This is a genomic window from Novosphingobium sp. BL-S-34 (assembly GCF_056857015.1).
Map to the genome: position 1 here is coordinate 2,293,883 of NZ_CM166472.1, position 22,746 is coordinate 2,316,628.

The window sequence follows — 22,746 nt, forward strand, 5'->3', positions numbered from 1 at the left end:
CTCTTCCCAAGTTCGGATGATTTGTCTCTCCTATGTAGACAAGCCAAAGCCCCAGCGGAAATTGAAAGTTTCCGTGCTTCGTAATAGATCGTGTCTATGATCGACCAATATCTCCTGCGCTATTTCCTTGCTGTGGCGGAAACCGGCAATTTCAGCCGCGCGGCGCGGGCGGTCAGCGTTACCCAGCCGACGCTCTCGGCGGGAATCGCCAAGCTGGAACGCGAACTGGGCGCGCGCCTGTTCGACAGGGATCGCCAGCGCGTTGCCCTGACCCCGGCGGGCAGCCGCTTCCTCATCCGCGCGCGCCGCATCGCCGCCGAATACGAGCACGCCCTGGTCGAACTGGCCGAGCCTGCCGAGCCCAGCCTGCTGCGCGTGGGCGTGCTGAACACCATCCCCACCCCCCTGATCGGCCGTGCCCTGGCGGCGCATCACGCACGTTCGGGCGAGGCGCTGGAACTGCTCGACGGCAGTGAACGCGATCTTGCCGAGCGCCTCGAACGCGGCCGGATCGACGTGGCGCTGACCGCCGTGCGGCCGCACCACGCCCGTTACCAGCCCGAAGTCCTGTCCCGCGAACGCTACATGATGGTGCTTCCGCCCGATCATCCCCTGGCCGGAGAGCGCGAGGTGCTTGCCGAACAACTCGCGCAGGATCGCATGGCGCTGCGCCGCCACTGCGAGGCGCTGCCCGAGATCAACCGCTTCTTCACCCAGCGCGGCGTGCGCCCGCGCTTCGTGCTCAAGACCACCAGCGACGAGCGCGTCCTCTCGGTAATTCGCAGCGGTGCGGGGATCGGAATGATGCCGGAAGGTTTCGCCGATGGTTCGCTGCGCTTCGTTCCGGTGCGCGATTTCGAATTGGTGCGCGAAGTGGGGTTGCTCCATGCCGCGGCTCCGCGGGAAAGCGCATTCCTGGACAGCCTGCGCCGGCAACTTGGCCTGGCGACGGAGCGAGCAGAGACAGCCTAGGTTGCGAGTTGCTCGCTCAGCGATCGGGCGGATGTGGCGAGCGCGGTTTTCAGGCTTGTCAGATCGCTGCGCAGGGCCGCGCCGATGCCGATGGCGACGAGGGCGTGGCTGGGCGCGACTCGCCGTTCTTGCCCCGTCTTCCACACCGGGGCGGCGATGACCGTGACCCCGGCGATATAGTGCCCGGCATCGACAGCCACGCCGCTCTCCCGCGCCTCGGCCACCTGGGCGCACCAATCCTCCCATGACGGCGCCTCATCCCAGCGCAGGGCCTCGAAACGGGGCTTGAGGTCTGCAATCTCATGATCGCCGAAAGCGGCGATGCAGCGCCCCGTGGCGGAAACCAGCGCGGGGAAGCGGCTGCCGACTTGCGTCGAGAGCTGAAAATTCTGGCCAGACTGCGACATCGCGGTGACGATGATGTGGTCCAGCCCGAAGATCTGGACGCCGAGCGTGGTCAGCCCGAATTCGCGCGCCACCCGGTCGAGGATCGGCTGGGCAAGGTCGTTGAACTGGTCCCGCCGCAGCCAGGCACGGGCGAGCGTCAGCACGCCGGCATCGAGGGCATAGCGCTTGGTATCGGCATCGAAAGCCACGAGATCCTCGGTAACGAGCGCCCGCAAGACATAGAGGCAGGTGCTGGGCACGAGGTTCAGCTCGCGGGCGATGGCCTGCACCCCCATCGGCGTGCCGCGCTTGCCCAGCAGACGCAGTATCGCCGCCGCCCGGGCGATGGCGGGGGCCTTGCTGGCGCGCACGGCGTCTTCGAGAGGGTCCGATCTGCTCATCGTTCAATATACAGAATAATATTCAATATTTACAAAACAAGCCTGCTTCCGCACATTTGTTGAACACAAGGACAAATGGCCGGCCGCTGAGTCGTGTCGGTGCGGAGTGGGATGAGCGATGGTTAGGCTGACGGAACTGACAAGCTATGCCGATGCGCAGGCGCAGGCCTCGTCGGCCGCGCTGTGGGACCTGTTCGACGGCGACCGCGACGTGCTCAACATCGCTCACGAATGCATCACCCGTCATGCCGATGGTTCGGGCCGTCCGGCGGTGCGCATCGCGCATGCAGATGGTCGTGACGAGATCCTGAGCTTCGACAAGATCGCTGCCGGTGCCGCGCGGTTCGCGCATTGGCTGGACGCGGAAGGCGTGAAGCCGGGCGAGCGCATCGCTTTCATGCTCGAACCCTCGCTGCCGTTCTACGTCTGCCTGTTCGGCGCGATGCAGACCGGCGCGATCTCGGTGCCGCTGTTCACACTGTTCGGGCCGGACGCGTTGAAGCTGCGCATCGACGACTGCAAGCCCGCCATCCTCATCACCAATGCCGAGAAGGCCGACCTCGCGCGCGGTGCAGTGACGGCCGAGAACGGGCTGCGCGTGATCGTCGCCGACGATGGCCTGCTGGACGAGATCGCGAAGTTCCCGGCGACTTACGAGCCGAAGACCAAGGCCGGCGACCTCGCCGTGTTCCAATATACCAGCGGCACCACGCGTGAGCTTCCGGAGGCGGTGAAGCATACGCACAAGGCGCTCGTCACACTGATGTTCGCGGCGCTCTATGGCACGGGAATCCGTCCAGGCGACGAGTTCTTCTGCCCGTCTTCGCCCGCATGGGGGCATGGCCTGTGGCACGGCACGCTGGCGCCGCTGGGCCTTGGCGTCACCACCGGGACGTTCGCCGGGCGCTTCGATCCGGTGCGGCTGATGCAGGCGCTGGACGATTACGGCATCACCAATATGTCGGCGGCGGCGACGCACTATCGCATGATGAAGAACAGCGGCGCGGCGGGGAACTTCGCGTTCCACTTCCGCAAGCTGTCCTACACCGGCGAGCCGATCGACCCGGCGACGCTGGAGTTCATCGACGGCGCGTTCAAGGTTCCGGTCTGCTCGATGTACGGCACGACCGAGATCGGCGTGGTCCTGGTGAACTATCCCGGCGCGAGCGACTTCACGGTGAAGCCCGGATCGCTGGGCAAGGCGGTTCCGGGGCAGAAGCTGGAAGTGCAGCGCCCCGATGGTACGCCCACCGCGCCCGGTGAGATCGGTGAGCTTATGCTCTGGCGGGGCGGCTCCTGGATGACCACCAAGGACCGCGCGAAGATCGACGAGGAAGGCTACTTTTATCACTGCGGCCGCGCCGATGACGTGATCATCTCGGCGGGCTGGACGATGTCTGCCGTCGAGATCGAGAACACCATGCTGCGGCACGAGAACGTCCTCGAATGCGGCGTGATCGGGGTGCCGGACGAACAGCGGGGGCAAGTGGTGAAGGCGTTCGTCGTCGCCAATCGTGCCGGCGACGATGCCTTCGTCAAGGAGCTTCAGGACTTCACCCGCGAACGCCTGGCCCAGCACGAATTCCCGCGCGTGGTCGAATTCGTGGACCAGCTTCCCAAGAACCCGGCCGGCAAGGTCCACCGCAAGATGCTGCGCGACCGGGAGGCGGCGAAGGCCGCTGAAGCGGTCGGCTGAAAACCAATCTCGAGAATTTAGGAGAGTACCGAAATGGCAACCACAGCAGAGCCCCAATCCAAGTTCCCCAAGATCACCGAGGCCGGCCTCGACGATCTGCGCGCCCGCATCGGCGTGAAGATCGAGAACACCGTCGAGCCGTGGAACTATGAAGCCACCCGCGACGCGATCCGCCACTATGCCCACGGCATTGGCGACGACAATCCGCTGTGGTGCGATCCGGAATATGCCGCGAAGACCAAGTACGGCTCGATCGTCGCGCTGCCTTCGTTCCTGTTCACCACCAGCCGCATCGTCTCGGGCTACTGCGGCGGCCTGTCGGGCGTGCACGCCATGTGGGCGGGTGCGGACTGGACCTGGCACAAGCCGGTGCTGCGCAACGATACGATCACCACGGTCGCCTATCTGAAGGATCTGGTCGAGCATCAGACCAAGTTCGCGGGCCGCTCTTTCCAGCAGATCTACCACGTCGACTTCTTCAACCAGAACGGCGAGCAGGTTGCCGGTGCCGACTCGTGGGTGTTCCGCACCGATCGTGACGAGGCGCGCGAACGTGGCACCAAGTACACCGAAGCACGCGGCCGCGTGGAGCCGTTCACGCAGGAACAGCTGGACGAATTCTACGACATCTACGACCAGGAAGAGATCCGCGGCGCCACCCCGCGTTACTTCGAGGACGTGAACGTCGGCGACAAGCTGCCGCCGATGATGAAGGGCCCGATGACCGTCACCGGCTTCATCTGCTACGCGCAGGGCTGGGGCGGCCTTTACATCCGCGCCAACAAGCTGGCCTACAAGATGCAGAAGGCCCACCCGGGCCTGGGCATCCGCAATCGCTTCAACGTGCCGGACTGCCCCGAGCGCGTGCACTGGGACGAAGCCTTCGCCCTCGAAGTCGGCGCGCCGGGCGCATACGATTACGGCCCGGAGCGTTGCTCGTGGCTGACGCATCACATGACCAACTGGATCGGCGACGACGGCTTCCTCACCAAGTCCGACTGCCAGATCCGCCGCCACAACCCGGACGGCGATGCTATCATCATCACCGGCGAAGTGACGCGCAAGTTCGAGGAAGGCGGCAAGAAGTTCGTCGAAGTGGCGCAGAAGGCCACCACCCATCGCGGTGAGCTTTCGGCCTTCGGCACCGCCGTCGCGGAACTGCCCAGCAAGGGCTGATGGTCGGCAGTCCCGCATAACGGGGGAGCGATTTCGGCCCGGACCTTTGCAGAAGGTTCGGGCCGTGTCGTATGCTGGCCCGGAAAAGAGAACGGAGTGGAAATGGGACAGGGTCAGGCGGCAAGGCCGCAGTTCGATGCCAATGGTGACGTGCGCGTTCCTGCCTTCGTCCTGCCCGTCTCCACCCTGCTGAGCGAAGAGGCCGCGGCGATGCAACGAGCCCGCGCAGAGACACCGGCGTTCGACGCGGCGGGTGAGCAGGAAGCCGATGTCGCGGTGCGGCGTGAGCAGATCAATGCCTATGCCGCGCAAGGTGTCGCGTGGCTGCGCGAGAACTTCGCGGTCGAGATCGTGCCCAGGGTGATCGGCGGCGTGGAGGTGCTGGACGTCACCCCCGCCGATAGTGGCCACGATCCCGAACGCGTGCTGATCAACCTGCACGGCGGGGCCTTCACCGTGGGGTGGGATGGAATCGCGCTGATGGAGGCGATCCCCATCGCCGCGCTCGGCAAGTTCCGCGTCGTCAGCGTCAACTATCGCATGGCGCCCGAGCATCGCCATCCGGCAGGGGTGGAGGATGTCGCGGCGGTCTATGCCGCGCTGCTGACGGACTATGCCCCCGGCCGGATCGGCATCTACGGCGGATCGGCGGGCGGCGCTCTAACCGCACAGGCGGCGGCATGGCTTCCGGCTCATGGACTGCCGCAGGCGGGCGCGGTCGGCATTTTCGGCGCGGGCGGCGTGCCGTTCGGGGCCGGAGAGTCGGCCTACGTCGCAGGCTATATCGACGGATCATTCCCACCGCCGCCCGCTGACGGCAGCACGGCGATCGACATCACCCGTGGCTATTTCGACGGCTGCGACCCGCGCGATCCCAGCGCCTGGCCGGGCTATCATCTCGATGTGCTGGCCACGTTCCCGCCCACGCTGGTCATCACTGGCACCCGCGCCATGGACCTCAGCCCGGCGATCTTCACCAACTCGCAATTGCTCAAGGCAGGCGTGCGCTCGACGCTGATCGTGGGCGAGGGGATGGGCCACTGCTACCACTACAATATCGGCATTCCCGAAGGGCGCGATGCCGTGGCGGCGATCCTCTCCTTCTTTCGCGAGAACCTGACCTGATGCGTGCTGACGAACCTTGGGCCGGCCCGCTCGCCGGGGTGCGGGTGATCGATTTCACCCGCGTGCTCGCAGGCCCCGCCGCCTCGCTGGCGCTGGCCGACATGGGCGCCGAAGTGTTCAAGATCGAACCGCCCGGCACTGGCGATGAGACGCGCACGTTTCCGCCCACGCGGGACGGCGAGAGCCACTATTACCTCGCGGTCAATCGCGGGAAGAAGTCCATCGTCGTCGACCTCAAGAGCGAGGAGGGGCTGGCGCTCGTCCGCGATCTGGCGGCGAAGTGCGACGTGCTGGTGGAGAACTACCGCCCCGGTGTGATGGACCGGCTGGGCCTCGGTTACGAAGCGATGAAGGCGATCAATCCGCGCCTGATCTACTGCTCGATCTCCGGCTATGGCCAGACTGGGCCGCTGAAGGACCGGCCCAGCTTCGATATCGTACTCCAGGCCATGTCCGGCGCGCTGTCCATGAATGGAGAGCCGGACGGGCTGCCGACCAAGTTGGGCATTCCGCTGGGCGATCTGGTCGGCGGGATCAACGGGCCGATCGGCATCCTCTCGGCGCTTTACGAGCGTGAGCGGACGGGCGTGGGGCGGCATATCGACGTCAGCCTGATGGACGGGCTGATCGGCATGCTTGGCTACATCGCGCAGTTGGCCTTCTTCAACGGCACTGACCCGAGCCGGGTGGGATCGCAGCATCCCAACCTCGTCCCCTACGGCATCTTCCCGGCGCGCGAGGGCTCCATCGTCGTCGCCTGCCTGACGCCGGGGTTCTGGAGCCGCATCTGCCGCTCCATCGAGCGGCCCGAACTGATCGAGGATCCGCGCTACGACACGCTGGAAAAGCGCCGCGATGCCAGGGCGGAAGTGAACGCGATCGTCAGCGCCTTCACCGAGCGGTACACGGTGGACGAACTCGTGGCGATCTTCACCGCGCACGAAGTGCCCCACGCGCCGATCCTGGGCGTGTCCGAAGCGCTGGCGCAGCCGCAGGCGGTGGAGCGCGGGATGGTGGTGGAAACGCAGCACAAGACCCTGGGACCGATCCCGATTGTGGCCCGTCCGATCCGCTTTACGGATGCCCCGCAGCCGGTGCCCACCGCGCCGCCGGTGCTGGGCGAGCACACCGATTTCATTCTGGAAGACGTGCTCGATCTATCGCCCGAGCGGATCGCGGCGCTCAGGGCGTCGGGCATCGTTGCGTGAGGCCCGAACCTTCGTCATTGCGAACGCAGTGAAGCAATCCAGGGCGGTTGGGGCGGCCCTGGATTGCCGCGCGGCTTTGCCGCTCGCAATGACGATGAGTGGAGATGACTATGCCAGACCTGCGCTTCGACAATAGAGTCGCCGTGATCACCGGCGGCGGGCGCGGGCTGGGCAGGGCCCATGCGCTGCTGCTGGCGAGCCGGGGCTGCAAGATCGTGGTCAATGACCCCGGCGTCTCGATGGCTGGCGACGCTACCGAAGAAGGCCCCGCCGAAGCGCTCGCCGCCGAAATCCGCGGCATGGGCGGAGACGCCGTGGCCAATACCGACAGTGTCGCCACGCCGGAGGGCGGGAAGGCGATCGTCCAGTCGGCGCTCGATGCCTTTGGGCGGATCGATATTCTGATCCACTCGGCCGGCAATGTACGACGCGGCAGCCTCAGCGAACTTGCCTACGAGGATTTCACCGCTGTCCTCGATGTCCACCTGAAAGGCGCCTACCACGTCGTGCGGGCGGCGTTTCCGCTCATGATGGCGCAGGGCTACGGCCGCATCGTGCTGACCAGCTCGATCAACGGCCTCTACGGCAAGTCGGACAATGTGACTTACGCGATGTGTAAGGCCGGTTTCATGGGCCTGTCCAACACCGCCGCGATCGAGGGCCAGCACGCCAATGTGAAGTCCAACCTGATCGTGCCCGCCGCCGTCACCCGCATGTCGGAAGGAATCGACACCAGCCAGTTCCCGCCGATGGAGCCCGAGCAGGTGGCGCCGATGGTCGGCTACCTTTGCCACGAAAGTTGCGAGGCTTCGGGCGAGATGTTCGTCGCCATGGGCGGCCGTCTGGCGCGCGCCAAGATCGTCGAGAACGAGGGCGCCTTCCGCAAGGACTGGAGCCTGGAACAAGTTGCCGCAGAGATCGGCGCGATCCGCGATGGCGGCGAGACGCTGGCCTTCCCGCCAGTGCCGGACGGGCAGCTCGAACATCTGCTCTATGGCTTCGGCATGATCCGCGCCGCCACGGCCTGACCGCCAGAACGGAAAAGCCCGCCCGGTCTCGCGACCGGACGGGCTTTCCTGAAAAACGACCCCCGGGTGGGTGGAAGGGGTCGCTGTTCCTCCTGGATCAGAAGTTGGCCGTGAAGCCGACGAAGATCGTACGGCCCAAGGCGTCGTAGACACCGGGGTAGGTATTGCCGTTGCCGAAGTTCTGCAGCAGGCCCGAGTCGAGAGCCGGCGGATCCTTGTCGAACATGTTGTTCACGCCTGCGCGCAGGGTGAAGCGCTTGTCGATCGCCTGGGTCAGCGACAGGTCGAAGTAGTTGTAGGCGCTGATCTTGCGGTTCACGACGGTCTTGTCTGCCGAAAGCAGCGGATTGTCGGTCAGGCTCGACAGCTTGGTGCCGCCGATGTGGCGCCAGGACAGCGAGACGGTCGTGTCGGTGGGGGTCATCCACGAAAGACGCGCGACATGGCGCCATTCGGGGGTGGGCTGGCCGCAAGTATAGCCGAACAGGCCCTTGCAGTCGTAAGAGCCACCATCGGGCACCGGCTGGGAAACCTGCTCGATGAGGTAGGTGCCCACGAGACCCAGATTGACGCTGCCCAGATTGCCGACGTCGAAGGTGTAATCCGCATTCACGTCGAGACCCGAGGTCTTGAGGTAGCCCGTGTTCATCGTGGTGGAGATGATGTAGCCCGAATTCTGGCCGAAGACCTGGCCCGAGCGCGGATCGCGAACGAACAGGCCGCAGAAGTACGGATCACCCGTGGCGGCGCACTGACCCATGATCAGCGACGGCGCGATCGAACCGATGTAGTCCTTCACCTTGATGTTGTAGTAGTCGATCGACAGCGAGAAGCGGCGCAGCGCCTGCGGTGTGATGACGACGCCAAGGGTATAGGTGTCCGCGGTTTCGGGCTTGAGTGCGACGTTGCCGCCGCCAAGACCGGAGCACTGGTCGGACGGGCATCCGGGGATGCTGCCGTACATGGCCTGGGTCACGCCGGTAGCCTGGCAGATTTCGAACGAGGCGCTCGGATTGGCACCGGCGCAAGGATCGGTGCCGTTGACGTTGCCAACCGCCTGTGAGGCGAAGAGTTCAGCCACGTTCGGCGCGCGGATGGCGCGGTTGTAGCTGGCGCGCACGCGCAAGTCGTCGACCGGCGCCCACGAGATTTCGCCCTTGTAGGTCCAGACGTTGTAACCCGACTTGATGCCGGTCGAGTTCTGCTTGTTGTCGTAAGACGAGTAGCGCAGGCCGCCGTTGATCGTGAGCGAGCGGAAGAACGGCTTGTTCTCGATCAGCGGGATTTCGATTTCACCGAAGGCCTCGGTCACGGCGATGATCCCGTCGGAGGGCAACACGCCGTTCTGCTGCGCCACTTCGTCGGCCGTGAAGTTCAGCGTTTCGCGGCGGCGCTCGACGCCAAGCGCGATGCCGACGCCCGATTCCGCCCAGGGCAGGGTCACGCCCATCTGGCCGAGGTCGCCGCTCAGCGATCCGGAGATCACACCCAGCGAATTGCGCGAGGCGGTGTTGCTTTCGCCGAAGATGTAGGCGGCCTGGTCTGCCGTCACGCCGCTGGGCGTGAAGACGTTGATCGGAATGCAGTTCGGGTCGGTACCGTCGATGACCGAGCGGCAGGTCGGCACGCCGTTGACGCTGACGGCATTGAGGGCGAGGCCCGCCTTCGCCTGGTTCACGTCGTTCAGGTACGTTTCCTTGAACTTCACCAGCGAGTACATGTAGTTGACGTCGTAGCTGAAGCCGCTGCCGATGTCGCCGCGCAGGCCCGCCGAATAGCGGTAGTCGTTGAAGCGCAGGTTGTCGCGGCGGGGCTGGCCGACGACGCGGTAGCCCACGTTGGTCGGAGCGGTCGCGTCGGTGCCGGCAGCCGAACCGCAGATCGCGGCAAGCTGGGATGCGTTGGCGTAAGGGTTGTTGCAGGATACATCGAACGCCGTCCCGAACCAGACCGCCGAAGGCGCGACCTGAGAGAACGTCTGGTCGTTCATGTACATGAAGCTGCCGTAGACTTCGGCCGCCTTGCTGAATTCGTACCGTGCGAAGCCGCCCGCCGTGATGCGCTCGTCAGAGCGCTGGAAGTAGTTGTCCGGCGAGGTGTTGTAGGCATACGAAGGATCGTAGGGCACCAGCGTGCCGCTGCCGTCGCGGTTGTTGATGAGGGTCTGGCCCTTGTACGGGCTGAGGTCCGAGAGCGGAATGAACGAGCCGTAAGGGGTGTTGCTGGAACCGCCGCAGAACAGCTGATCGAAGCTGCCGGAGCCGGCAACGGATTCACGGTCCTGCAGGGCGCAGGCGGAGACGTCGCGGCTCGACTGGCGGACCGGGCTGAACTTGCGGTAGCCGCCATAGACGGTGATGTTGCCGCGGCCATCGGCGAAGTTCTTGCCCGCCGCGATGGTGACATCCTGCTTACCGCCATCGATGACCGAGGATGGGGCCGTGTCGTAGCCCGAGCCGCTCTGCAGCGCGCGGAGCGAACTGTTGTTGTTATTGTGCTGCGAGAAGCCCGTCTGCGCGTCGATGCGAACGCCGTCGAGGTCCTTCTTGAGGACGAAGTTGACCACGCCCGACAGCGCGTCCGAACCGTAGACCGCCGAGGCGCCGCCCGACATCACGTCGACGCGCTCCACGAGGGCGCTGGGGATGAAGGAGAGGTTGATGGCCTGCGAAGGCATCAGGCGCTGACCGTCGAGCAGCGTAAGCACGCGGTTCGAGCCGAGGTTGCGCAAATTGATCTTGGAAGTGCCGTCCGAACCGTTCGAGACGTTCTCGTTGGCGTCGGCGGTGAACTGCGGCAGGCGGTTCAGCACCTGTTCGACCGTGGTCGCGCCCTGGTAGCGGAACTCGTCGGCGCCCACGACGGTCTGCGGGCTGTTGCTCTCAAGGTCGGCGCGCTTGATGCGGGTGCCGGTGACGACGATGTCGTTGGCAACGCCGGCATCGGCCGGCGCCGCTTCCTGGGCCTGGGCCGTGCCAGCGATGATCGCTGTCAGTGCGGCCGCGCAATAAAGTTTCCTTCTGTGACCCCTCATGGTCGTAACTCCCTTTTGATTGCGCCAACCTTGCGTCACAAATCCGACATTGTCAAATATCGTATACGAAATATCGTATCGCGGTGAAATTGGGTTAATTCATGCGCAACAAGCGGGCGAACCTGCCCGGGGGACGGCCGAATCGAGGCCGCGCCGAGACGACGATGCAGGGAGCTTGGAAGGGGAAGGGTGCGCTTGCCGAATCGAGGGCAGGAGCGGTCAGCGTGCCAACGCGATGCGCCGCATCGGACCGGAAATCCGGTCGGAACGCATTACCAGCGATGTGGAATGGTGGGCGGTGAGGGGCTCGAACCCCCGACCCTCTCGGTGTAAACGAGATGCTCTACCAACTGAGCTAACCGCCCGCACGCGCTGTGAGCGCCGCAGACCGCGCCAAATAGGGCATTTTGCAGCGCCGTCAACCTCCCATCGAAACGGAAACCAGTTGATCTTGATGGCAATCGGCGGGTCCTGAAATTCTCACCCTATCCGCCCCCTCGATGGCGGCAGCACATCGGTCGGCATCATGGCGCCGCCATTCGTCGAAGTCTTGTGTTGCGATTGCTAGGGCTGCAAATCTTCGACGCCGTTATCGCGGGCCATGGTAGGGCTGAGCAATCGCTGAGGATGATCTAGCGCCAGATACTTTGTCTGGTCGCGGCAATCTACGCGAACCCAGGTCTGGTTTCCCCACTGGTCCATCCCCGGCAGTCCTGACGACGTAGAATTTAGCACCGAACAGCGACCCCGGAGTGCATAATCGGGGCGTTCGGGGTGGCATATCGCAGCGTCAGTTCCATGCTCTTGGAAGCAGCGCGCCAAGGGCACCCACGCTTCCCAGCGAGTGAATCCGTATTCCCGAGTGAAATAGTAGCGTTCGAGAGCATTGTTCTCGGCGCCGAGATCGCCTGAAGCGAAATGGTCCGAGCGGATTGCTCTCAATGCCTTGTCCGTTTCAAAGCGATAGACGACAGGACGATTCCAGAATGTCATGCCGGTTGAATGCCCATTATTGCAGCCCGGTCGACCTTTAGTCAGCTGGATCTTGTAGGTCGTGACAGGGACGCCGCGCGATACCGGCCATGTGCTGGGGGCGGTCCGAGGAAACAGAATCCACCCGCCAGCCCGATCCTTTGCGTTGCGGAACGAGCCGCGCTTCGAGAAAATCTGGTCGAAACATCCACCATCGGACGTGCGAATGAAGGATGCATATTCAGAATTCGTGATATCGATCAGGTCGTAACCGTCTCTGCTTGCGTCGAACGAAAAGCGGAACCCCGGCCGGAAATTGCCCTGCATGCTCTTCGTCACAATAATGCGCATATTTCCGTCGAGCGCTGAAACGGGGATTGAGTTCATCGCCGAATAGGTTTTGCCGTTGGACACTTCAAAATCCGTTACGAGGTAGGGCGACGGCTCGCCTATCGCTATGTTCCGATGCCTGCGGCAGGTTGCGGGATCGCCGTGGATAGGGCGGCTCTGCGCGTCGGTGCATACGTCCTGGATCAAATAATCCAGCAACTCAGGGCTGGTTGCGAGCACTGGCTTTGCCGTTGCTCCGGAGGGGGCAAGAGACAGCACACCGAAAATTACTGCCAATCCGAACTGAAGCACCCGCACGCGTTCACCTTTGCCTTGCTCATTTGTGTCACCGGAAAGCTCAATCGTGTTTCGGTGACCCTCGCTGTCGGCACGCGTTCCATGATCCGGAAATTGGCCTGACTTACCGTTATAGCTAGATTTTTTCTTCGACGATTGGCTGAGCATGGATCAACCACAAAACAACCCTGTTTCAACCGTGACCTTGCCACATCCACGAACACACAACTCTGCACAGCGAACAGCTCCCGTCGGTTGGTAAACCGAGGCTGGAGCAAAGCTGAAATAACATGGTCTTCCTTGGATAATCTGGCGGCACAGTGCATGCGTCGCAACCTCGTCACGTCTGATATTTCAATCAGTTGAAGGCGTAAAATACGCTGGATAGTGCTCGATTTACATTACGGGCATGCGACGTGAGAACCAGTAGCAGGCAATGAGAGGGCGAGCTCTTTCTGCTCATTTGGACTGCAAAGCGCGCGTTGAGGAACAAATGGAAGGAATCCGCTGGCTTCGATGACTGTCGCAAGTACGACTTGGGCAACACAAAGGTTCAGCATCGTATCCGCCGCTGGCCCGACGGAAGGCGGATCATCAAAACATTTTGAGCCATTTGGAGCTTTGATGGTTCACGTCGCACGCGTGTTTTCGAAAGACGTCCGTCCGACAAGCTCAATTGGTAGGTGCGATTGCCTCTATGGCGCCAAAGGCACCGCGCGGGACTTAAGTCAGCGTTGCCTTCCCGTTCCGAGCGGGACGGGAAGGCGATTCGGTCTTCGTTGAGGGGCTTACCAGTCGAACCAGCGGCGATGGCGGGCGCGGACTTCGGGGATGCCGTCGTGGTTGTAGTCGGTCACGACGGTGCGCGGGGTGGTTTCCACGTAAGTCGGTGCGGTCTGGTTTTCGGCGATGGCGTCGGCGCGGGCTTCGGCGCGGGCGGCGCGCAGTTCGGCGTCGCGAATGCGTTCCTCGGCGCTGCGGGCCGCCAGTTCGCCGTGACGCTCGCGGGCGATGGCGTAATAGTGGCTCCACATCTGGCTATGTGCGAAGGCCAGCGCGAGGCCGCCGATGATGGCCACGTTCTTCAGGGCCATGACCTGCTGCATGGGGTCGGTGAACTTGTTGTGGAAGAACAGGATCGTCGCGGCGACGAAGACCGCCAGCAGGACGGATACCAGGCGCACCATGAACCCCGCGGCAAGGCACAGCCCGGCCAGAAGTTCGAACAGGCCGACCGGAACGGCGAGCCCTCCCGGCAGGCCGGCGGCAACGATCATAGTCTCGGTAGAGCTGATGTCCATCAGCTTGGAGGCACCGGAAATCACGAAGATCAGGGCGATCAGGAAGCGCCCGATTATGGCAGCGATCTTGGACATGTCTTCTCTCCCGACATGGCGTTCATGCCGGGAGAAGCGGACGTATCGGGGGATTGTTCCCTGGCGCCCGGGCCTAGAGCTTGGGAAGGGTTACGCCGAGCTGGCCCATGTACTTGCCGGCGCGGTCGGCATAGCTCGTCTCGCAGGGTTCGTTGCCCTTGAGGAAGAGGAACTGGCAGGCGCCTTCGTTGGCATAGATCTTGGCGGGCAGCGGCGTCGTGTTCGAGAATTCCAGCGTGACGTGGCCCTCCCAGCCCGGTTCCAGCGGGGTGACGTTCACGATGATACCGCAGCGGGCATAAGTGCTCTTGCCCAGGCAGATGACCAGGACGTCACGCGGTACGCGGAAATATTCGACCGTGCGGGCCAGCGCGAAGGAATTCGGCGGGATCACGCAGACGTCGGTTTCGCGGTTCACGAAGGAATTGTTGTCGAAGTTCTTGGGATCGACCACCGCCGAATCGACATTGGTGAAGATCTTGAACTCCGGCGCGACGCGGGCGTCGTAGCCGTAGGAGGACAGGCCGTAGGAGATGCAGCCGTCGCGGCGCTGAGCCTCGACGAAAGGCTCGATCATGCCGTTTTCCAGCGCTTGGCTGCGGATCCATTTGTCGCTCAGGATAGACATGGCAGAGTGATTGCCGATGGGCGGGGCGGGGGCAAGCCCCCCGACCACCTTGTCCACGCCCGGAAATGGAGCGGCGTTCGGTCTTTTAACTTCACCCTTACCCCTCCGCTGCTATGTCCGCCGCATGACCGCCCAGACCCGCATGACCCCGGCCCGTATCCTCGTCGTCTTCGGCACGCGCCCGGAAGCGATCAAGCTGTTTCCCGTGATCCACGCGCTCAAGGCCGATCCGCGTTTCGAATGCGTGGTCTGCGTCTCGGCGCAGCATCGCCAGATGCTGGACCAGGTGCTAGAGATTGCCGGGATCGTGCCCGATCACGATCTCGACGTGATGCAGCCGGACCAGACGCTGGATGCGCTCACGGCGAACCTGCTGACGGGGCTGGGCAAAGTGATGGACGCGGCCAGGCCGGACCGCGTGATCGTGCAGGGCGATACGGCCACGGCGATGGCGGGGGCGCTGGCGGCCTATTACCGCAAGCTGCCGGTCGACCATGTCGAGGCCGGGCTGCGCTCGGGCAATATCTACCATCCCTGGCCCGAGGAGGTGAACCGCAAGATCATCGGCGGCATGGCCAGCCTGCACTTCGCGCCAACCGAAACGTCGCGGAACGCCCTGGTCAACGAGAACGTCGATCCCTCGCGCGTCCATGTTACGGGCAATACCGTGATCGATGCGCTGGAATGGGTGACGGCCGAAATCGCGCGCGAACCGGCGCTGGCCGCGGGGCTGGCCGATCTTGAGACGCGCTTTGCGGGCAAGCGGATCATCGGCGTCACCAGCCATCGGCGCGAGAATTTCGGAGAGGGCATGGAGCAGATCGCCCAGGCCATTCGCCGCATCGCCGAGCGGAACGATACGGCCGTGATCTTCCCGGTCCACCTCAATCCCAATGTGCGCAAGGTCATGAACGAGCGACTTTCCGGGCTGGACAACGTCGCCCTGATCGAGCCGCTGGACTATCCGCACTTTGCACGGCTGCTGGCGATCTCCGAGATCATGCTGACCGATTCGGGCGGCGTGCAGGAAGAGGCGCCGGCGCTGGGCAAGCCGGTGCTGGTCATGCGCGAAACCACCGAACGGCCGGAAGGCGTCGCGGCCGGCACCGCGAAGCTGGTGGGAACCTCGGCCGAGACGATCGTTACCGAAATATCAACCTTGTTGGATGATAGGATAGCTTACGAGACCATGGCGCGCGCTCACAATCCTTTCGGAGATGGGCAGACTTCGCGCCGAATCGTGGAGCTGCTTGCGCATGAAATCGGATTCGAAGCCTGACGTCTGTGTCGTGGGTCTTGGCTATATCGGCCTTCCCACCGCTGCCGTGATCGCCCGCGCCGGGTGCAAGGTGCTTGGCCTCGACGTCTCGCAGAACGTCGTGGACACCATCAACCGCGGCGAGATTCATATCGAGGAAGTCGATCTCGACGGCCTTGTGCAAGGCGTCGTGTCGCGCGGGCTGCTTTCGGCCGCCACCGAGATCGCGCCTGCCGATGTCTTCGTGATTGCGGTGCCCACGCCGTTCGACAAGGACCATGCGCCGGACATCTCCTATGTCCTCGCCGCCGGCCGCTCGGTCGCCGCGGTGCTCAAGGCGGGGGACGTGGTGATTCTAGAATCGACGTCGCCGGTCGGCACGACCGATCAACTGCGCGACCTGATTGCCGAGCTGCGCCCGGACCTGAAGATCCCGGGCAAGACGCGCGACATCCCGGATGTCTCGATCGCCTATTGCCCCGAGCGCGTGCTGCCCGGCCGCATCCTTGAGGAACTGACCAACAACGATCGCTCGATCGGCGGCATCACCCCGCGCTGCGCGCGCAAGGCGCTGGCGTTCTACAAGCGCTTCGTGCGCGGCGAGTGCGTGACCACCGATGCCCGATCGGCCGAGATGACCAAGCTGGTCGAGAACGCCTATCGCGACGTCAACATCGCTTTCGCCAACGAGCTGTCGATGGTGGCGGATCGCATGGGGCTGGACGTGTGGGAAGTCATCCGCCTCGCCAACCGCCATCCGCGCGTCAACATCCTGACGCCGGGACCGGGCGTGGGCGGGCACTGCATCGCCGTCGATCCCTGGTTCATCGTCCACGGTGCGCCCGAGGAAACGCCGCTGATCCGCACTGCGCGCGGCGTCAACGACCACAAGATGAGCCATGTCATCGCCAAGGCCGAAGCGCTGGTAGAGGCCAATCCCGAGGCGAAGGTCGCCTGCCTGGGGCTCGCCTTCAAGGCCAATATCGACGATTTCCGCGAGAGCCCGGCCCGCTTCGTCACGAGCCGTCTGGCCCGCAAGTTCGGCAGCCGCATCCATGTGGTGGAACCTTACGCGGCGCAGTTGCCCATCGAGTTCACCGATACGGGCGCTGTCCAGATCGACATCGACGATGCGCTGGAGACTTGCGAAATCCTGATCGTCCTGGTCGACCATGACGTGTTCCGCGTGGTGCCGCTGGCCGAGCGTGCGGAAAAGCTGGTCTACGATACGCGCGGCATCTGGCCGGACCAGCCCCGCGTCGTGCGCGAGGAAGAGGCGCGGCTGGCGCTGACGGCCTGAGGCCAGCGCCCTTCCATCAGGTCCGGCCCCCGCGTGAACGAGGGCCGGGAAGGCGTCAGCGGCAGACCTTTACCTTGCGGCCGTGCTGCACGACGTAGCGGCAGGTGACCTTCTTGTGCACGGGCTTGCGGACGGCGGTTTTCTTCACCGTCGTCTTCTTCACCACGGTCTGGTGATGCGGCGTGGGATGACGCTCAGGCTGGGCCATGGCGGCACCGGCAGGAACGAGCGCGCCCAGTGCGAGGGCGGCAAGGAGAGTGGCGCCGGTCTTCGTCATTGTTGGTATCCTTCTGAAATTCAAACATTCGCCTGACTTTTCTGGCGATCGCAGCGTCGCACCCGCCGCGCGGGAGGTGCAAAGCACGAGAGTGCCTGAAGTTGCGGTGAACATCGGAAAGGATGAGGCGTGGGAACGGGCCGGCGCGCCCCTGCTGCGCGGCCCCGTGCGAGGTCCTGAGTGAAGCCGCGCGCGAGGCTTGCCGTCAGCAGGCCACCACGTTGATCGCCAGCCCGCCCTGGCTGGTTTCCTTGTACTTGCTGGACATGTCGAGCCCGGTCTGACGCATCGTCTCGATCACCTGGTCAAGCGACACTCGCGGGGTCTCGCCCGCATGAAGCGCGAGCTTGGCAGCATTGACCGCCTTGACCGAGGCGATCGCATTGCGTTCGATGCAGGGGATCTGCACCAGACCGCCGACGGGATCGCAGGTGAGGCCGAGGTTGTGCTCCATGCCGATCTCGGCCGCCGCACAGACCTGTTCGGGCGTGCCGCCCCAGACCGCCGCCAGCCCCGCTGCCGCCATAGAGCAGGCGACGCCCACTTCGCCCTGGCAACCCATTTCGGCCCCCGAGATCGAGGCGCGCTGCTTGTAGAGCAGGCCGATCCCGGCAGCGGTGAGCAGGTATCGGCGCGCCTTGCCGGGCACGGCCTTGCGTCCTTCGCTGCAATATTGGCGCAGAAGCGAGGGGATGATGCCGGCCGCGCCGTTGGTGGGGGCTGTGACGACCCGGCCGCCGCTGGCATTTTCCTCGTTCACCGCCATGGCGTAGAGGTTCAGCCAGTCCATCAGCGTCTCGGCCTGGTTGTCCTGCGGGCGCGAGATCAGGTTCTGGTGGATCGCGCGGGCGCGGCGGCGGACCTTGAGCGCGCCGGGCAGCAGGCCCTCGCGTTCGAGGCCGCGGTCTATGCAGGCATTCATGGCATCGGCGATGGCGTCCAGCCCGGCGAGGGTCTCCGCCTCGTCACGGCGCGCGGCCTCGTTGGCCAGCATGACGCCCGCGATGTCGAGCCCGCTGGTCTCGCAGACTTCCAGAAGCTGTGCGCCCGAGCCGAAGGGCCAGGCGACCGGCGGGCCGTGCGTCACCTGATCGTCCGGTGCGGGTTGTTCCAGCTGGTGGCGGCTGGAAAAGAAGCCGCCGCCCGTCGAGAAATAATCGTGCCGGGCGAGTTCCGCGCCGGTTTCGTCGAAGGCGGTCAGCACCATGCCATTGGGATGAAGGTCGGGAATGTGCTCGAAATCGAGCACGAGATCGGTGGCGGGATCGAAGGCGATCTCGCGCCGGCCGAGCAGCGCGATCCGGTGTGTCTCGCGCACGGCGGCGGCGGCGGCCTGGGCTTCCTCGGGTTCGGCGGTCTCGGGCTGGAAGCCGATCAGCCCCATCAGGCAGGCGTCCGGCGTGCCGTGGCCTTCGCCCGTCAGCGCCAGCGAGCCCTGCAATTCCACCAGCACCCGCGCGATCGCGGCGAATTGTCCGGCGTCATCCAGCGTCTGGAGGAACCGGGCGGCGATTCGCATCGGGCCGACCGTGTGCGAACTGGAAGGGCCAAGACCGATGCGGAATAGGTCGAGTGCCGAGATCAAGAGAGAGACTCATGCAGGAAAAGGGGGAAGAACACGGCACAGTCTCCGAAATCCAGGTAGCCAGCGTGGATAGGCATCGCGGGGGCGGATGCAAGAGCTGCGAGCGCGATCCGGGCGGAACAGTCCGCCCGGCCGCCGGGAGGGTGCATGGGATCAGGTGCCGATCAGGTGAAGCGCCAGTTCCCGCCGATGCGGCCTGCGTCGATGCTCGGCGAGGTAGATCCCCTGCCAGGTGCCCAGCGCCAGCCGGCCGCCGATCACCGGAACCGCGAGATTCACGCCGGTGAGCACGGCCTTGAGGTGCGCAGGCATGTCGTCCGGCCCCTCGTCGTCATGGGCGTAGTGTCCGCCTTCGGGCGCGACGCGGTCGAGCCATGCCATCAGGTCACCGCGCACTTCCGGCGCCGCATTCTCCTGGATCAGCAGCGAGGCCGAGGTGTGGCGGCAGAGCATGGTCAGCAGCCCTTCGCCGATGCCGCTCTCCTGCTGCCATCGGGCTATCGTGCGGGTGATATCGGTGAGGCCCCGGCCGGGTGTCTCGAACGCGAGGATCGTGGTCGCCTGTTTCATCGCCCGCCACCCTGAACCGCTCCGCCCGCGGCATCAATCGCGTGCTGCCCGGCCGGCGCGGGGAGGGGGCGAAATGGCCAAGCCGTGTTCGAAAGGTCACGCATTTGCCGCTTGACCTATTGGTAAAGGGGTGAAAAAACCCTGTTTTCGCCGTTTCCATGGATCTTTTGAGGGGGTGCCCGATGGCCTGCCGGATTCGCGGATTTCTGCGCCTTTCACCCTCCCTTCGGCAGGGCGTGCGGCACTTTTTGCGCATACCGACGCGTTCTGGCGATTGATCAACCCATTGTCCCCGCGTATTGCCGCGCTCGGCGGCGGGCCCGACAGGCCAGCGCGGAGCACGTCGCACATAGAGATCGTTCGGTCGCAAGGGGCGCAGGAATACCAGCCCCAGGCATTGCGCCCGGTCGATCCAGCAGGCGAGCCCGGACTCACCGGGCCGCATGAGATTCACGCAAGGGTTCGTCATGAGTTGGCTTAGCAAGGTACGCAATTCCCTCGGGAGCCTGAAGAAGCGGGATACGCCCGACAACCTGTGGACCAAGTGTCGCGGGTGTGGCGAGATGCTCTTCACCAAGGAGTTCGAGGACAATCTGTCGGTCTGCCCGCGTTGCCAGTTCCATGGCCGCATCGGTGCGCAGACCCGCTTCGACCAGCTGCTCGATGCCGGTTATTCCGTGCTGCCCGCGGCCCGGGTCCCCGAGAACCCGCTGAACTTCCGGGACAGCAAGAAGTATTCCGACCGTCTCAAGGCCGCTCGCGCCGCCAATCCGTTCCCCGATGCGCTTACCAATGCGCTCGGCGCGATCGATGGCCGCAAGGTCGTGCTCGGCGTGCAGGACTTCGCCTTCATGGGCGGGTCGATGGGCATGGCCGTGGGCGAGGCCTTCGTCGAGGCCGTCGAACGCGCCATTGCCGAGGATTGCGGCTACGTGATCTGCACGGCAGCGGGCGGCGCCCGCATGCAGGAGGGCATCCTCTCGCTCATGCAGATGCCCAAGGCGACCGTGGCCATCCGCCGCCTGGCGCGGGCCGGGCTTCCCTATATCGTCGTCCTGACGGATCCCACCACCGGCGGCGTCACTGCCAGCTACGCGATGCTGGGCGACGTCCAGATCGCCGAGCCGGGCGCGCTCATCGGCTTTGCCGGCCAGCGCGTGATCCAGGACACCATCCGCGAAAAACTCCCCGACGGCTTCCAGCGCGCCGAGTACCTCCATGCCCACGGCATGGTGGACATGGTGGTCCAACGCAAGGACCTCAAAGACACGCTGGCCTCGCTGCTCGAATATCTTGAACGAAAGGAAGTTGCGTGAACATCGACAGCGCGCTGGTACGCGAGCTCGCCGAGCTCCTTGCTGAAACCGGCCTGACCGAAATCGAGGTCGAGGACGGCGAACGCAAGATCAAGGTCGTGCGTCAGGTCGCACAGCAGATCGTTGCCGCTGCCGCCCCGGCCCTGGCCGCCGCGCCGGTTGCCGCTGCTGCCACGCCGGTCGCCGAAGCGGCTCCGGCCGCTCCGGTCGATGCGGTCAAGTCGCCCATGGTCGGCACCGTCTACCTCGCGCCCGAGCCCAGCGCGCCGAACTTCATCAGCGTCGGCCAGCAGGTCAAGGCGGGTGACGTGCTGCTGATCGTCGAGGCCATGAAGGTCATGAACCAGATCAACGCTCCCAAGAGCGGCACGATCCAGGCCATCCTCGTCGACAACCAGCAGCCGGTCGAATTCGACCAGCCGCTCGTCGTTATCGCCTGAGGACCGGACGCTTCATGAGTATCAAGCGCCTCCTGATTGCCAACCGCGGCGAGATCGCGCTGCGCATCCACCGCGCGGCGCGCGAGATGGGCATCGAGACCGTGGCGGTCCACTCGACCGCCGACGCTGACGCCATGCATGTGCGGCTGGCCGACCATGCCGTCTGCATCGGCCCGCCGGCGGCCAAGGACTCGTATCTGAACGTCGCGGCGATCATCGCCGCGGCCGAGATCACCCAGGCCGACGCGATCCATCCCGGCTATGGTTTCCTTTCCGAGAACGCCCAGTTCGCGGAGATCGTCGAGGCGCATGGTCTGGTCTGGGTCGGCCCCAAGCCCGAGCACATCCGCACGATGGGCGACAAGGTGGAAGCCAAGCGCACCGCCGGTGCGCTCGGCCTGCCGCTGGTTCCGGGCTCCGATGGTGCGATCGAGGACTTTGACGAGGCGCGCGCACTGGCCGAGACCATCGGCTATCCGGTCATCATCAAGGCTGCTTCCGGCGGCGGTGGCCGCGGCATGAAGGTCGTGAATTCGGCCGAGGAACTGGAAAGCCAGATGGGCCAGGCCCGCTCGGAGGCCAAGGCGGCCTTCGGCGACGCCACGGTCTACATGGAAAAGTACCTCGGCAACCCGCGCCACATCGAGTTTCAGGTGTTCGGCGACGGCAACGGTGCGGCCGTGCACCTTGGCGAGCGTGACTGCTCGCTCCAGCGCCGTCACCAGAAGGTGCTGGAAGAAGCGCCTTCGCCGGTCATCACCCCCGAAGAGCGCGACCGCATGGGCGGCATCGTCTCCAAGGCGATGGCCGACATGGCCTATCGCGGCGCCGGCACCATCGAGTTCCTCTGGGAAAACGGTGAGTTCTACTTCATCGAGATGAACACCCGCCTGCAGGTGGAGCATCCGGTGACCGAGGCCATCACCGGCGTCGATCTCGTGCGCGAACAGATCCGCGTTGCCGACGGCAAGCCGCTGACCTTCACGCAGGACGCCATCGAGTTCAAGGGCCACGCCATCGAGTGCCGCATCAACGCGGAAGACCCGTGGAACTTCACGCCCTCGCCCGGCCAGGTCACCAACTACCACGCGGCCGGCGGCATGAACGTTCGCGTCGATTCGGGGCTTTATTCGGGCTACCGGATTCCGCCGTACTACGATTCGATGATCGGCAAGCTGATCGTCTCCGGCCGTACCCGCCAGGGTGCGATCATGCGCCTGAAGCGCGCGCTGGAGGAAATGGTGATCGACGGGGTGAAGACCTCGATCCCGATGCACCAGGCCCTGCTCGAGGACCCCGAGTTCCAGAGCGGCGAATATACGATCAAGTGGCTGGAAGAATGGCTGGCCAAGCGCGCCGGTTGAGGCGCG

General features: G+C 64.6%; 19 protein-coding genes and 1 tRNA gene. 11 read left to right on the plus strand and 9 right to left on the minus strand.

Annotated elements, in window-relative coordinates:
- Positions 1-96 precede the first annotated feature (96 nt).
- Positions 97-972, plus strand: coding sequence for a LysR family transcriptional regulator (locus AC1VV3_RS10905; protein WP_482961747.1), 876 nt, complete (start codon positions 97-99; stop codon positions 970-972).
- Here AC1VV3_RS10905 and AC1VV3_RS10910 read toward each other — a convergent pair.
- Positions 969-1,760 carry an IclR family transcriptional regulator gene (locus tag AC1VV3_RS10910; RefSeq protein WP_482961748.1) on the minus strand — a complete coding sequence of 264 codons (792 nt, stop codon included), beginning with the start codon at positions 1,758-1,760 and terminating at the stop codon, positions 969-971. The genes AC1VV3_RS10905 and AC1VV3_RS10910 overlap by 4 nt on opposite strands.
- A 118-nt stretch (positions 1,761-1,878) precedes the next feature.
- On the opposite strand from AC1VV3_RS10910, the gene AC1VV3_RS10915 reads away from it, so the two are divergent.
- The 5 genes from AC1VV3_RS10915 (at position 1,879) to AC1VV3_RS10935 (ending at position 7,993) form a co-directional block, all read left to right on the plus strand.
- The gene (locus AC1VV3_RS10915) at positions 1,879-3,456 is read left to right on the plus strand and encodes an acetate--CoA ligase (protein ID WP_482961749.1); all 1,578 of its coding nucleotides are present in this window, start codon (positions 1,879-1,881) and stop codon (positions 3,454-3,456) included.
- A 33-nt stretch (positions 3,457-3,489) separates the two neighbouring features.
- Entirely contained in the window at positions 3,490-4,632 is a 1,143-nt protein-coding gene (locus AC1VV3_RS10920) for an FAS1-like dehydratase domain-containing protein (RefSeq protein WP_482961750.1), read from the plus strand.
- Between the two features lie 102 nt (positions 4,633-4,734).
- Positions 4,735-5,757: an alpha/beta hydrolase gene (locus AC1VV3_RS10925; protein WP_482962092.1), complete on the plus strand. Its 1,023-nt coding sequence runs from the start codon at positions 4,735-4,737 to the stop codon at positions 5,755-5,757.
- On the plus strand, positions 5,757-6,965 hold the full coding sequence (locus AC1VV3_RS10930; RefSeq protein ID WP_482961751.1) for a CaiB/BaiF CoA transferase family protein: 1,209 nt from the start codon (positions 5,757-5,759) through the stop codon (positions 6,963-6,965). The genes AC1VV3_RS10925 and AC1VV3_RS10930 overlap by 1 nt, the downstream gene beginning before the upstream one ends.
- A gap of 110 nt (positions 6,966-7,075) precedes the next feature.
- Positions 7,076-7,993: an SDR family NAD(P)-dependent oxidoreductase gene (locus tag AC1VV3_RS10935; protein WP_482961752.1), complete on the plus strand. Its 918-nt coding sequence runs from the start codon at positions 7,076-7,078 to the stop codon at positions 7,991-7,993.
- Between the two features lie 97 nt (positions 7,994-8,090).
- Here the strand turns inward: AC1VV3_RS10935 and AC1VV3_RS10940 are convergent, their stop codons facing one another.
- From AC1VV3_RS10940 to dcd, 5 genes are all read right to left on the minus strand, one after another.
- The gene (locus AC1VV3_RS10940; RefSeq protein WP_132267987.1) at positions 8,091-11,027 is read right to left on the minus strand and encodes a TonB-dependent receptor domain-containing protein; all 2,937 of its coding nucleotides are present in this window, start codon (positions 11,025-11,027) and stop codon (positions 8,091-8,093) included.
- Between the two features lie 289 nt (positions 11,028-11,316).
- A tRNA-Val gene (locus AC1VV3_RS10945) sits at positions 11,317-11,392 on the minus strand.
- A gap of 199 nt (positions 11,393-11,591) precedes the next feature.
- On the minus strand, positions 11,592-12,794 hold the full coding sequence (locus AC1VV3_RS10950; RefSeq protein ID WP_482961753.1) for a hypothetical protein: 1,203 nt from the start codon (positions 12,792-12,794) through the stop codon (positions 11,592-11,594).
- Positions 12,795-13,414: 620 nt separating this feature from the next.
- Positions 13,415-14,002, minus strand: a complete 588-nt coding sequence (locus AC1VV3_RS10955; protein ID WP_134093794.1) for a DoxX family protein — start codon at positions 14,000-14,002, stop codon at positions 13,415-13,417.
- 73 nt (positions 14,003-14,075) lie between these two features.
- Entirely contained in the window at positions 14,076-14,630 is a 555-nt protein-coding gene (dcd, locus tag AC1VV3_RS10960; protein WP_132267991.1) for a dCTP deaminase, read from the minus strand.
- 124 nt (positions 14,631-14,754) lie between these two features.
- Here dcd and wecB point away from each other — a divergent pair, with 124 nt between their 5' ends.
- Both wecB and wecC read left to right on the plus strand, forming a co-directional pair.
- On the plus strand, positions 14,755-15,909 hold the full coding sequence (wecB, locus tag AC1VV3_RS10965; RefSeq protein ID WP_482961754.1) for a non-hydrolyzing UDP-N-acetylglucosamine 2-epimerase: 1,155 nt from the start codon (positions 14,755-14,757) through the stop codon (positions 15,907-15,909).
- Positions 15,887-17,188: a UDP-N-acetyl-D-mannosamine dehydrogenase gene (gene wecC, locus AC1VV3_RS10970; RefSeq protein WP_132267993.1), complete on the plus strand. Its 1,302-nt coding sequence runs from the start codon at positions 15,887-15,889 to the stop codon at positions 17,186-17,188. The genes wecB and wecC overlap by 23 nt, the downstream gene beginning before the upstream one ends.
- A gap of 55 nt (positions 17,189-17,243) precedes the next feature.
- On the opposite strand, the gene AC1VV3_RS10975 is transcribed toward wecC, so the two are convergent.
- The 3 genes from AC1VV3_RS10975 to AC1VV3_RS10985 form a co-directional block, all read right to left on the minus strand.
- Positions 17,244-17,465 (minus strand): hypothetical protein, encoded by a 222-nt coding sequence (locus AC1VV3_RS10975; RefSeq protein ID WP_132267994.1) that lies wholly within the window; start codon positions 17,463-17,465, stop codon positions 17,244-17,246.
- Positions 17,466-17,670: 205 nt separating this feature from the next.
- A complete protein-coding gene (locus AC1VV3_RS10980; RefSeq protein ID WP_132267996.1) occupies positions 17,671-19,050 on the minus strand; it encodes an L-serine ammonia-lyase in 1,380 nt (459 codons plus the stop codon).
- Positions 19,051-19,203: 153 nt separating this feature from the next.
- On the minus strand, positions 19,204-19,620 hold the full coding sequence (locus AC1VV3_RS10985; RefSeq protein WP_134093796.1) for a secondary thiamine-phosphate synthase enzyme YjbQ: 417 nt from the start codon (positions 19,618-19,620) through the stop codon (positions 19,204-19,206).
- A gap of 467 nt (positions 19,621-20,087) precedes the next feature.
- Here AC1VV3_RS10985 and accD point away from each other — a divergent pair, with 467 nt between their 5' ends.
- The 3 genes from accD to accC are packed head-to-tail and all read left to right on the plus strand — an operon-like array spanning position 20,088 to position 22,740.
- Positions 20,088-20,936, plus strand: coding sequence for an acetyl-CoA carboxylase, carboxyltransferase subunit beta (accD, locus tag AC1VV3_RS10990; protein ID WP_132268000.1), 849 nt, complete (start codon positions 20,088-20,090; stop codon positions 20,934-20,936).
- Positions 20,933-21,376, plus strand: a complete 444-nt coding sequence (accB, locus tag AC1VV3_RS10995; protein ID WP_314468346.1) for an acetyl-CoA carboxylase biotin carboxyl carrier protein — start codon at positions 20,933-20,935, stop codon at positions 21,374-21,376. The genes accD and accB overlap by 4 nt, the downstream gene beginning before the upstream one ends.
- Before the next feature lie 14 nt (positions 21,377-21,390).
- Complete coding sequence (accC, locus tag AC1VV3_RS11000) at positions 21,391-22,740, plus strand: acetyl-CoA carboxylase biotin carboxylase subunit (RefSeq protein WP_132268003.1); 1,350 nt, start codon at positions 21,391-21,393, stop codon at positions 22,738-22,740.
- Positions 22,741-22,746 lie beyond the last annotated feature (6 nt).